The 11,882-nt window shown below is 45.9% G+C and carries 8 protein-coding genes and 1 pseudogene; 3 read left to right on the top strand and 6 right to left on the bottom strand.

What is annotated here, in order from left to right; all coding sequences use genetic code 11:
- Positions 1–32: 32 nt before the first annotated feature.
- The 4 genes and pseudogenes from ACQ0PY_RS20725 to ACQ0PY_RS20710 form a co-directional block, all read right to left on the bottom strand.
- Positions 33–277 (bottom strand): annotated as a pseudogene (locus tag ACQ0PY_RS20725) (5'-nucleotidase); the annotation flags it as partial.
- A 182-nt stretch (positions 278–459) separates the two neighbouring features.
- Complete coding sequence (locus ACQ0PY_RS20720) at positions 460–1,665, bottom strand: restriction endonuclease subunit S (protein ID WP_197710853.1); 1,206 nt, start codon at positions 1,663–1,665, stop codon at positions 460–462.
- Positions 1,662–3,296 carry a type I restriction-modification system subunit M gene (locus ACQ0PY_RS20715; RefSeq protein ID WP_109739518.1) on the bottom strand — a complete coding sequence of 545 codons (1,635 nt, stop codon included), beginning with the start codon at positions 3,294–3,296 and terminating at the stop codon, positions 1,662–1,664. The genes ACQ0PY_RS20720 and ACQ0PY_RS20715 overlap by 4 nt, the downstream gene beginning before the upstream one ends.
- 63 nt (positions 3,297–3,359) lie before the next feature.
- A complete protein-coding gene (locus ACQ0PY_RS20710) occupies positions 3,360–6,773 on the bottom strand; it encodes a DEAD/DEAH box helicase family protein (protein WP_109739517.1) in 3,414 nt (1,137 codons plus the stop codon).
- Positions 6,774–6,998: 225 nt separating this feature from the next.
- On the opposite strand from ACQ0PY_RS20710, the gene ACQ0PY_RS20705 reads away from it, so the two are divergent.
- Positions 6,999–7,970 carry a toll/interleukin-1 receptor domain-containing protein gene (locus ACQ0PY_RS20705; protein ID WP_109739516.1) on the top strand — a complete coding sequence of 324 codons (972 nt, stop codon included), beginning with the start codon at positions 6,999–7,001 and terminating at the stop codon, positions 7,968–7,970.
- A gap of 186 nt (positions 7,971–8,156) precedes the next feature.
- Here the strand turns inward: ACQ0PY_RS20705 and ACQ0PY_RS20700 are convergent, their stop codons facing one another.
- Positions 8,157–8,363: a helix-turn-helix transcriptional regulator gene (locus tag ACQ0PY_RS20700; RefSeq protein ID WP_069219349.1), complete on the bottom strand. Its 207-nt coding sequence runs from the start codon at positions 8,361–8,363 to the stop codon at positions 8,157–8,159.
- Between the two features lie 102 nt (positions 8,364–8,465).
- Positions 8,466–8,972 carry a YagK/YfjJ domain-containing protein gene (locus ACQ0PY_RS20695; protein ID WP_231912859.1) on the bottom strand — a complete coding sequence of 169 codons (507 nt, stop codon included), beginning with the start codon at positions 8,970–8,972 and terminating at the stop codon, positions 8,466–8,468.
- 677 nt (positions 8,973–9,649) lie between these two features.
- Here ACQ0PY_RS20695 and ACQ0PY_RS20690 point away from each other — a divergent pair.
- Both ACQ0PY_RS20690 and ACQ0PY_RS20685 read left to right on the top strand, forming a co-directional pair.
- The gene (locus tag ACQ0PY_RS20690) at positions 9,650–10,837 is read left to right on the top strand and encodes a hypothetical protein (protein ID WP_446894176.1); all 1,188 of its coding nucleotides are present in this window, start codon (positions 9,650–9,652) and stop codon (positions 10,835–10,837) included.
- Between the two features lie 103 nt (positions 10,838–10,940).
- Positions 10,941–11,804: a GTPase family protein gene (locus tag ACQ0PY_RS20685; RefSeq protein ID WP_109739513.1), complete on the top strand. Its 864-nt coding sequence runs from the start codon at positions 10,941–10,943 to the stop codon at positions 11,802–11,804.
- Positions 11,805–11,882: the final 78 nt, after the last annotated feature.

Genomic DNA, 11,882 nt, shown 5'->3' with positions numbered 1-11,882 from the left:
CGAGCATGCAACCTCAAGTTTATTGGGTATACAGCCACGATCAAATGCACATCCTGATCGTCAAAGAAAATATGTGGCTTAAACGCCTTCAGTACTTTTGTTTTCTCTACACCGCCAAGAAAAAAAGCCTCATCGACGTATCTCCCCAACTTCTCAGCGTTTTGATAACGCACATGTCAGAAGGGTTGTTTTGGCCCGTAACCAACGCAGTGCGAACTGGCGAAAATTCAATACGGGTCTGTAATCGGTCCTGCAGTTTGACTATTTTTGAGCAGAGTGGCAGAAGCAGGGTTATTCCTTCCTAGCCTCTACCAAGCTCTAATCCTGCTACAGCACACTACCAGTATGGTGCGCACTAAAAAGATAACTAGCGTGGTTCAAATCGCCAAATCTCATCAAATTCAAATGGTTGGCTACCGGTGGTGGATTTATCTGAGTTTCACCGAACATACCCACTTTTTAAAATCCATCAGAAAAAGCTTTTTGGCTGAGTGTGTTAAATAGAGGGGTAACCTCTTTCAACCCAGTCATAGCATTTGAGCGTATTTTTTGAATGGAGTTTAGCTTCCTCATAAACTCCATTTGGAGATCATCTGGCGGACAGATAATAGGGAAATCTTCAATATGTTCCTTATTTAGTTGTCTTTTATCTATTCCACCCACACAAACCTCACGAATATGTTCACGATATTCATTCGAAGTCAAAATGTATGTAATAAATTCATGTAAAATCCCAGACTTTAATCTTATCAAATAAACATGTCCATTGACGTTTGCACTGTCGTCATCACCCAAAAACAAAGCTGCACGACCAAGGCTGCTGTTTTCTGTATTGAACCGACCCGTTTTAGTCATCAATATATCTTTATGTTTTAGACTGCTTTTCTTTAGACTGTTATGGGTTTTTTCATCAATGTACGCGACATCATCTAGCCTGATATCATTTTTCCAAACATTTTGGCTTCTAAAAAAGGTAATACCTTTATCAACATAAACCTTGCTACCACCTTTAGGTGTAGAACCACTAGCTATTTTTACAGAGAGTTCCTTTAAAGGTTTTACTTTCCACCCTTTTGGATTAGACACAGGATCGCCAAACATCTCCAAAAACGCAGCATGTAAAAAATCGTCAGCCAGTTTGATTGCTTGATTGCGTTTTTGGCGTATGTTATCAGCTTTATCAAGTGTTGAAGCAATCTTTATCTGTTCCGTGATAGGAGGAAAAGGAACTTCTAAGTTTCTCACAATATCTGAGTTCAAATTTTTTACAACTGCACCGGCAGCCTTATTTTCGATGATAATCTTTGCAGTTGCTGAGTTTAAGTAATGATAAAAATAATCAATATTAATTTGATCATTTTTAGGACTTAAAACCAACCATCCATCATGTATGCATCCCTCAACATTAAGTATATATGGACGCCCGAAACTCATAGAGTTTGTAAGTAACAAGTCTCCAGAGTAAACCTTTCTGGATTTTTTTACTCCTTCAAACTTTATTTTTTTTGCTGTTTTTTTGATATATTTTGAGTTTGGTTCAGTGTCACCAATCATTATCCAATTTACTCCATCAGAGGAGTCGGTAATATAATCCTGAATAGGTCTTGGAGAACCACCTCTAGATATAGTAAATATTTCTCCTAACTTCACCATCGGCCAACTCACAGCATCCCCTCCAGCTCATCCAGATCCGCCAGAATCTCATTTTCCAGATCTTTTAACCGCTTCAGTATTACCTTCGGATCTTCATACTCCTCCGCCTGATACACCACCTCTTTATAACGATTGATGGAAAGATCGTATTTCTGCGCGGCAATATCCTCTTTCGGTACCACAAATGCCGCTTGGGTGCGATCTTTAAAGCTAACACCAACATCAATCCCTTCTGGGTACTGCTGTTTCAGCAACGAGGAAAATTTCTCGCCCATAAAGTTATCTACCGGTAAACCACGTAAAGCACGGTAGTGCTTCCAGCTTGCCAGCAGATGTGGTAGATCGTTATCTTTTATCGGGTTACGTTTGTCATCCAGGCTGTAGCCGTCATTTTGTAGATCGTAGAACCAGACCTCATCCGTCTGACCGCCTTTGGTAAAAATTAGGATCGCCGTCACCACACCCGCGTAAGGTTTAAATACGCCGGAAGGTAGACTGATTACTGCTTCCAATTGGTTATTTTCCACCAGCATCTGGCGTAGAGACTGGTGCGCGTTGCTGGAACCAAACAGCACGCCCTGCGGCACAATAGTAGCGCTGCGTCCACCTACTTTTAGCATTTGTAGAATACGCGCCAGGAACAGCAGTTCTGTTTTCCTGGTTTTCACCATTGCCGACAGCGTGGCGTCGATATCTTCCTCGTCCAGTGAGCCGGTAAACGGCGGGTTCGCCAGAATCAGGTTGAAAGCGTTTTTACTGGCCTGCGGGAAGTTGGTGCTGAAACTCTGGCTCATGGTGTCCTGATAGTGGATATCCGGCTCTTCCACGCCGTGCATAATCAGGTTCATAGCGGCGATACGCAGCATAGTAGTGTCAAAGTCGTAGCCGTGGAACATGTTGTTATCCACATGGTCACGCCACGGCGTCAGCAGATCACCAGTAAAGATTTTTTGCTCTTCCAGCTCACCGTGTTCGTTGCTGCCAATCTCGGTATGGATGGACTCCAGCGAGCTGTATTTTTCCAGCAGGTACTCATAGCTGGTCGCCAGAAAACCACCAGTGCCACAGGCCGGATCGCAAATCGTCTCACCACGCGCTGGATTCGGCTCCATCATTTCAACCATCGTGCGGATAATGTGGCGCGGCGTACGGAACTGACCGTTGATTCCGGCGGTGGTCAGCTTGCTTAACAGGTATTCGTAGAGATCGCCTTTGGTGTCGCCACGATCCAGCGGCAGGTTTTTGATCACCTCTACGGCTTTTGTTAACAGCGACGGTTTGACGATCTCCAGACGGGCGTCTTTCATAAAGTTGCCCAGCAGCGTCACCTTCGAATCGTCGGCCAGCCCGAGCTGACGGAAATGCTGGAAGACGCCATCACGCACCACTTCCATCATTTCGTCCGAGCCAAGGTTGCTGTAGTGACTGAACCGGAACTCCTGCTGCTCAGGCGCAAAGCGCGGTTTAAAATCAACACCTGCGATTTGTTTACGCTTCTCGTCGCGTTGTTCCTGGGTATCCAGCATCCGGGAGTACATTAGATAGGTGATCTGTTCGATTACGGTCAGCGGGTTGGTGATACCACCCACCCAGAAATCTTCCCACAGGCCGTCGATTTTACTTTTTAAGTCACCGGTGATCATTGTTAGCGTTTATATCCTGTTTTAAATACAAAAGCCCCGCTGCCGGGGCTTGTCATATGCGTATTATACCGTCGCTGCGTCGGTCACAACACCCAACTCTTCAACTATCTTTTGCAAGCGGGCGATCTGCTCTATATCAGGGAACACACCGGTAACGCCTTCGTTGTGGATATGCGTAAACGGCTGTTCAAAAAGCTGTCGCATTTCAATGGTGCCGTAATCGCGAATGTGGTTTTTTAGCAGTGACAGGAAGCGCAGTTGCTGGCTGGTCAGGCTGTTGTCAGCTGCGAACTGTGCAAAACGTACTTCTACCGCATCACTGTCCATACCGATGATGGTACGCAAAAGTTTATCCAGGCTGGCGGTTGCCTGCGGGTAGAACTCTTTTAGCGCCCGGATATCAACGTTCGGATTCTGGATAAGCACCAGCTTCGCCAGCTCATCCAGCTCGCCTTGCCTGACCGGCTCGCCGTTGCGGATTTTCTTCAGAACCGGATTTTGCTGGAACAGTGGCTCCAGCGCTCCCTGCACCTGCTGACGATACAGTTTGAAATCAATCGAGCGGATGTTGGTTTTGCGGGTTTCCGTCTGAATCAGGTTCGCGTCTTCGGTGATATCCACCTGTATCGAACCAAATTTCGGCGTCGCATCTTTTTCCATCAGGTGCATGATGCCGCGCAGATGAATGCGGATATCTTCCAGTTCTTCCAGACTTGCCTGCTTCCACCAGCCTAAATCACGAAGCTGATTAATCCGCTGTCCCTGCTGTTGCACCTGCGTCAGGTGCGGCGGCAGACGTTCTACTTTCTCGATGATGACCGGCCAGAGCACATCCAGCTCTTCAGGGTTGGTATAACGGGCAGTTTGCGCCGCCAGAATATCCATATCAAAGCGCATAGCATCGCTCTGACCGCGCACGTCCAGCCACTGCATCAGCGGGGCCAGGATAGATAGCAGATCCTGCTGTGTTTTCGGGGAAAGCTGGCGCAGCACTTTTTCATCGCTGTACTGCGCTTTTTGCTGCCACTTTTCCTGTACGGCAATCGACTTTTCATCCAGCGCGTTGATCTGCTCGCGGAGCTGGTGAGCGACTAAATCCACCGCCTGCTTGTCGAACTTACGCTGCGCGGCAGCCCCCAGCATAACCCACGCTTCGAAGCGTTTTTGCGCCAGCGATTTTGTCGCTGTCACTTCGGCCTCTTCGGTATGCAGTTCGTGATACTCAAAATTGCCCCAGTGATCGAAGATGCGGAATTTCTGTTTATCCAGCGGTTTGCCGTTTTCATCGCTGCCGTATAGCCCCGAACAGAGGCGTGTACCACGGCCAATCATCTGCCAGAACTTTACTTTCGATTTGACCGGCTTGGCAAAGACCAGATTCACAATTTCCGGGACATCAATGCCGGTATCAAGCATGTCAACGGAGATAGCGATGGTCAGCTCTTTGTTGGTGCTTTCGTCCAGCCCTTTAAAATCATCAATCAGTTGCTCGGCGCGGGGATCGTAGTTGTCGATGACCTGACAGAAGCGTCCGGCAAACTGCGGGTACATGTCGTCGAACAATTCATTCAACAGCAGTGCGTGTTTGTGGTTACGGGCAAAAATGATGGTTTTACCTGGCAACTGGCCGTCCCGATCTTTCAAGCCATTTTCCATCAGGTTACGCAGGATATAGCGGTTGGTGTCTTTGTTGTAGATCGCCTCATCCAGCGCCTTGCCATCAAATTCCAGCGTATTTGGATCGATACCCTGTTCTTCCAGCTCACGGATTTGTTCGTCGCTTAATTTCTCCCGTTTGATGCCTTCGCGCAGGAATTCTGTGGTGTGCGTAACAACCTCATAGGGAACCAAGTTGTTATCGGCGATGGCATCTTCCAGGCTGTAGTTGGCGGTAGGGATACGTCCTTCACAACCAAACAGGCCGAAAGTCGTTTTACTCACCATGTCGATCGGCGTGGCCGTCAGGCCAATCTGGAGGGCATCAAAATACTTAAACAGATCGCCGTAAACGTTGTAGATAGAGCGGTGGGATTCATCGGCGATAATCAGATCGAAATAACCAACATCAAAATGGTCCATGATTTTCATCATGCCGGGATAGGTGGCGATGTAGATCCTGGCATTCTGCCTGTCTGCTTTCTTCGATTTCCCGACCACATACAGCGGCTCATTGGTGAACTGATTGAAGGCATTCGCCGCCTGTTTACGTAGCTCTTTGCGGTCACAAAGAAACAGGACGCGTTTTACCCAGCGGGCATCAATCATTAGTTTGCTTAGTGCAATCGCTACGCGGGTTTTGCCTGTACCAGTAGCCTGAACAATTAACGATTGCCGGTACTTGTTGGTAAACCGTTCGCTGACGCGGGCAATAGTTTCAAGTTGATACAAACGTCCGGCAACGGCCTTACCTTCGTTATCTTTAACGTGCGGGACACTATTCAGCGGCAGACGAGTTTCACGCCGTTGAATAAGATATTGCAGGCTTTCCTTACTGTAGAAACCAAACACTCGACGTGGGGGATAACCATGAGTTTTATGGTCGTCCCACAGCCAGATATCGTAGCCGTTGGTGTAGAAAATGACCGGGCGCTGACCGTATTCTTTTTCCAGCCAGTCTGCATATAGCCGAGCCTGAATTCGTCCTTGCTCGGCATTGATGCTGGTTTTTTTTGCTTCCACCACCGCCAGCGGTTTATGCGCTTCATCCCACAAGACATAATCCGCATAACCGTCGCCAGTTGCAGTAGGCTGTTCTTTAACAGGATGCTCCTGCGTAACCTGATCGGTATTTCTAAGTTCTTCGCCTACATTCCAGTCAGCAGCAAGCAGGCGGGAGTCAATCAGGCGGCGGCGGGTTTCCGCTTCATCAATAGAGAGGATGTCGGCAACATGCTGGTTGCGAGATCTGGCTTCATTTAGGCGCTGGGTGAGGTGTTCGGCTTTTTCCTGCTCTTGCTGGAGTGCGCGTTGTAACGCCAGTTCGCGCTCACGGCTTTCATCCTGAGCCCTGATTGCATCTTCCAGACGTTTATCATCTGCACGACCTGAAGATTGCGTTAAAGGAGGAAGAGAAAATTTGGGGCAGTCATCAACATTACCATGGGCGTAGCGAACATACAGCCAAATTCCCAGTAAATACGCTTCCTTTAACAGCCAGTAAGTATCTTTAGCTTTGATACGTCCGCCGTGCGCAGCGCGGTTACCGTGGATACGCAGTGCATCCATTTTCATGATGATGGCTTCCGGCATCATGCTGGTGAAGACATCGGCGTTCATTAAATCGTACAGATTTGCTTTGATGCCTTCAGGCAGCCGTTCCTGGCGGTATAACCAACGTACCATCAATTCGGTGTAGTTGCGCAGCTTGACCAGACAGCTTTCCGGATCGGAGTGAACATAGCGTTCCGCCATACACGCGAGTTCTGCCAGTTCCGGCCACTGGCTGCGCAACATTTCAAAATTGAGAGACTGCTCCATCAATCATCGCCTTATGTCGTGGATACAACAGGATTTCTGGAAAGAATATCACACTATTTTGGCTGACGAAGTGAGCCGGATGGCATACGGTGGCTATGAATAAGCTGATGTAACAACTTTAAAGAGATCAAGCATCTATTAATTACAGTCAATAGCGTGATTTTTTTATACCGTGGGCACAGAATAGCTTTAAATACAGTAACGGCTCAGGAGCATTTCACCCTTATGACTACTCTCGTTTTTTCCTATTCTCATGCGGATGAAGCACAACGCAATGAGCTAGAGAAACATCTGTCCCCGCTGAAGCGAATGGGGAAAATCACCACATGGCACGATCGCCGAATCGTTCCTGGGCAAGAGTTTGAACATCAGATCGACCACTATTTTTCGCAGGCAGATATTATCCTGTTGCTAATTAGCAGTGATTTCATCGCTTCTGACTATTGTTATCAGGTAGAGATGACCAACGCACTGGAGCGGCATAAAAAAGGCGAGGCGGTAGTCATTCCGGTGATTTTAAGAGAGTGTGCCTGGCATCAGTTGCCATTCGGCAGCATCATGGCAGCGACAATCGACGGTAAAGCTATAAGCAGATTTGTCAGTCACGATGAGGGTTACGTTCAGGTCGCCGAGGCTGTCTCCCGAGCCATTGCCAATTTGGAAGCGAAAAAGCCGCAGCAGATTGTGCACGCCCCAGCTCCGGCTAATCCGATGCTTCAAGCAACGGATACCGTCTTTATACCGCGCTCGAGCAATCTTTCTCTACCAAAGAATTTTACTGATCTTGATAAAGATCGCGCCCGTCGCGAGGGTTTTGAGTATGTTGCTCGTTATTTTGCAAACTCATTGGACGAACTCAAAAAGCGCCATGCAGGGCTAGACGTTGATTTCCACCGACCTGATAACGATTCCTTCACATGTGCCGTGTATATCAACGGTGGCAAGGTTGGTCAGTGCGGCATCTGGTGTGGCAGTCGTAATATGGGATTCGGTGATATCTGCTACAGTCAAAGCGGTGTGACTCGCAATAGTTGCAATGAAAGTCTTAGTGTGGCGGATAATGGGCAAACACTTGGGTTCCGCACTTTGATGGGATTGGGGTACAGCAACTCAAGGGATTCGTTATTGACTAACGAAGGTATGGCAGAGCATCTATGGGATATGTTTTTTAGTCCTATTCAGCAACGTAATCGCTAAATGTAATCCGTATCAGTTCTGCTGATACGGATCATCCTTCTGAGCAGTTAGGTAATGCCCAGTCTGGGGTAATAGTTGATTTTGAATATCCTTCGAAGGATTGATGATGACGTACTCCGCTGAGGATATCAGTACTGAATGAAGAACAGTATTGAATATGATAAGAATTATAAGGCTGAGTTTAATTCATGGTCTGGATTCGTAAATTCTGTTATATAACCATTCTTCCACATCACTTTTTAACCATCTTGATGAACGCCCAAGTTTAATTGGCTTCGGGAATAAATCATCCTGTATTAGCTTATAGAACCATTTATCGCTAAGGCCAGTAAGTTGGGTAATGAATTTCATGTCAATAAACTGATCGTCCAGTAAAGCAGGTTTAGTTAGCATGTCGATGTGTCCCGGTAATATCTGTTAACCGGAGCGGGTGTTAGTAATTATTACTACTCGCTCCTCCACATCAACTGTTGGCTCTGTAAAAAATAAACCACGCTAAAGACTATCGCTATTTCTGGGTCTGCCTAACCCACTTGGCGGAGGAACCTCATTACTTCCCCAGATATACATCCCATTTTTTTGTTCCTCTTTAGCAAGATAGCTGATGATGTATCTTAATTCATTAATGCTCTTGATATCCGAATGGTTAATTTTCCGGTTAATATCAGCCTGATAATTTTTCTTGTAATTGCTCCAATTATAATAACCCTCTGCATTTGTTATCTCTCTCCAGAACTCACTAACTCTCTGTACCAGCGGAAATGGTTTTTGTGTATGATGACCATCGAGATAGAATATAACATGTGCATGAAAGCCATGATCTGGTGTATGTTCAATGACCCAGAAGTAACCAGTTACGAACGAACAGGCTTCTGTTTTGGTCATTAATTTCCGCACGTCTGACTCAATTGTTCTGTAAGTGCTCTGACGAAAGCTGGAAGTCGACTTTATATAGAATAAATCAATCCTTACACCCAGTACCCTTGAGTATCGGTGTAGCATATCATTTAGATGACTGTTAATGAGAGAGTATAAAAACCAGTTTATATCATAACGGGTATTACTGGGGTAGGGGAAATGCATGGCTCAATCCTCGCTGTTTATGCTCAGAGGATTTGTGTTGTATGTAAATTATCACTCTTTTATAAGTTTGAATATATGCAGTGGTGAGCGTGAGGCAGAATATTATGAAACAGAGTAAAGATGCAGTATATTTAAGATGACGTCATTATTAATTATACTAATTAACCCAAATTAATAGCCCACATTAATCAACACCTGTTTAACTCTCATTTTCATTCACCTATCTGAGTGAAGTCGCTGTGCGACACGCAGCTGCCCCCGGCAAGTCTCTGCCCGTTTCATCACCTTCCGGATACATCATCACTTGCGATACGACAGTGTCACTTATCAGGACAAATGAAAGGTTTGTCCTGTAAAAAATCGCCATTACTGTAATCAGGATAGTTTACTGATATTAAGTAAATTTGTCATACTCTTCAGACCACCTAAATAACCCCATTAAAACGCACTTATGCTGTAAAAAACAGCCTGATTATCATTACTAAATAATTATGCTTTTAAAGCATTTTTATTACTGGTAAATTATGTTTTTCATGGTTGATTGACGGGTGATTTTGATACATTAGGATGCACGATAAACGTGACAGGGGAACGGTATGGCATTGATGGACTACAGGCGTTTGAGGAGATATAACCAGTACCTGGGGTACCTGGCTGTTAGGTATGGGATAAGGATTGACACCAATGCAACAAAAAGTTACTACTCTGCTGCTCAGTATGCTGATGAAATTAACACAGCTTTAAACTCTCTCTGTAAAAATCTTAAAGAGCGAAAAAAAATAATCAGAGAAATGAAAAAGCATGCTGCTATCAATATCGTTCCTGATAAGTATTTTGACTGGATGAAATCAAGCAGACGTGCTGCATGTTATTCATACTTTTGGCTTGTCAGTAACGATATGTTACTTCCTTCCAGGTTAAATAATTCAGGCATCAATTCCGCAGGAGTTTTATTGATATCAACTCCGATCATTAAAGATGATGCACTTATAACGCAGTCAACGAGTCAATGGGAAATTGATGTTGATTCAAAAAATGATAAGGCAGGCGTGGAAGATGTTAAAGGCGTGAAAAAGTTGATTGCAGATTTAAATAGAGAAAAAGCAATAAATACAATTAACGTTCAGGGTTTTACTCTTAATAATGGCCCTTCAGCCATAAAAAATATAGCTTCTCACGTAGCTAATGGTGTTAATTTTCAATCGCTAAGTCCATTATACGATTCTGAAGAAAGCTATATTTCTTCAAGCATGACTTTCGTTGATAATCTGGCTATGAGCGTAAATGATAAAATAGAAGTCATCGATCGCCTTTATAAGTCATGGCGTACTGAGTTTGGCAATTACCCTCAGCCTTTTTCATGGATTGATCTTGATGATGAGGATAATCTCCTCTGGCTGTGGGATTATATGCAAAAGAGCTTTATTGGTTGCGATGTATCTCCTGCCACCAGAAAACAAATGAAAGATTTTCTTCTGGCGACATTTGATAACTGGGCTGGTTGGAGCAAAGAACAGCTCGCTTTCATCAAAAATGAATCATATAGTTTCGAACTGGATGCAGACAAAAATAAGCAAAATTTCCTGGCTCGGGCCCGAAACGCCTGGATACAAAAACGCCACAGGGATAAAAAAGCCAAAGACAGCTCAGGTATTAAACTGACAGCACAGTCTAAAAAGAAATTACTTGCGTTGCAGGATGCGACAGGCATTGAACCAAATGCCTTACTTAAAGCATATATTGATGATGCTTATAAGAAAATGAAATCTGTAAAAAACGATTAATCAAAAAATATTCAGATATATATCATCCTCGTGAACAGCCCTGATGTGACGGCAGAACTTTCGGGTACTGCCGTTTTCATTTTAATTCTTCAGAGGAATGACGATGCACGAAAAAGAAGTTCTGCAGACCTTTATACAACCGCTTTCCGGCCTGCCCCAGTGGGTATCTGAACGCATTCTGCTGCAGATAAATCAGTTAGCCCACTACGAGCCTGTAATAGGCATTATGGGGAAAACCGGCGCGGGCAAGAGCAGCCTTTGTAATACGTTGTTTGCCGGGGAAGTATCACCCGTCAGCGATGTGGCTGCCTGCACCCGTGAGCCACTGCGCTTTCGTCTGCAGGTCGGTGAGCGAGTTATGACCATCGTTGACCTGCCTGGCGTGGGGGAAAGTAGTGCCCGCGATACCGGGTATGCTGCACTGTACCGGGAACAGCTTCCCCGGCTTGACCTGGTGCTGTGGCTGATTAAGGCCGATGACCGGGCACTGGCGGTGGATGAGCATTTTTATCATCAGGTAATTGGTGAGGCTTACCGGCATAAGGTGCTGTTTGTTATCAGCCAGTCCGACAAGGTTGAACCCACCAGCTGTAGGGGGCTATTGTCCACGGAGCAGAAGCAGAATATCAGCCGAAAAATCTGTCTGTTGCATGAACTGTTTCAGCCCGTGCATCCCGTGTGTGCGGTGTCGGTCCGGCTGCAGTGGGGATTGCGGATAATGGCCGAACGGATGATCCGTTGCCTGCCTCGTGAAGCCAGCAGCCCGGTGGCCGCGCAACTGCAATCTCCCTTTCGCACAGCGACAGTCCAGAAAAAAGCGCGTGACGATTTTGGTGAAACGGTCGGCGCGGCGCTGGATGCGGTGAGCGCTCTACCGCTGATACCGGCCCCGGTGCGGGCCGTAATACAGGCTGTCCGTAACACAGTAGTGTCCGTTGCCCGGGCTGTCTGGAATTTCTTCTTCTGAACGTTTAACGCCTGCCTGTTCTTTTCCGAGCCCTGTCGCCTGTGCGATGGGCTTTCTTTTATTTGTTTTCCCCGTTAT

The sequence above is a fragment of the Citrobacter sp. LST-B2 genome (assembly GCF_057983045.1).
This window is presented reverse-complemented; position numbering and strand designations above follow the sequence as displayed.

Bases quoted from the DNA above. Each gene is read 5' to 3' on its own strand.
- ACQ0PY_RS20715 (WP_109739518.1), bottom strand. From the start codon at position 3,296: ATGATCACCGGTGACTTAAAAAGTAAAATCGACGGCCTGTGGGAAGAT.
- ACQ0PY_RS20710 (WP_109739517.1), bottom strand. From the start codon at position 6,773: ATGGAGCAGTCTCTCAATTTTGAAATGTTGCGCAGCCAGTGGCCGGAA.
- ACQ0PY_RS20705 (WP_109739516.1), top strand. From the start codon at position 6,999: ATGACTACTCTCGTTTTTTCCTATTCTCATGCGGATGAAGCACAACGC.
- ACQ0PY_RS20700 (WP_069219349.1), bottom strand. From the start codon at position 8,363: ATGCTAACTAAACCTGCTTTACTGGACGATCAGTTTATTGACATGAAA.
- ACQ0PY_RS20695 (WP_231912859.1), bottom strand. From the start codon at position 8,972: ATGCTACACCGATACTCAAGGGTACTGGGTGTAAGGATTGATTTATTC.
- ACQ0PY_RS20690 (WP_446894176.1), top strand. From the start codon at position 9,650: ATGGCATTGATGGACTACAGGCGTTTGAGGAGATATAACCAGTACCTG.
- ACQ0PY_RS20685 (WP_109739513.1), top strand. From the start codon at position 10,941: ATGCACGAAAAAGAAGTTCTGCAGACCTTTATACAACCGCTTTCCGGC.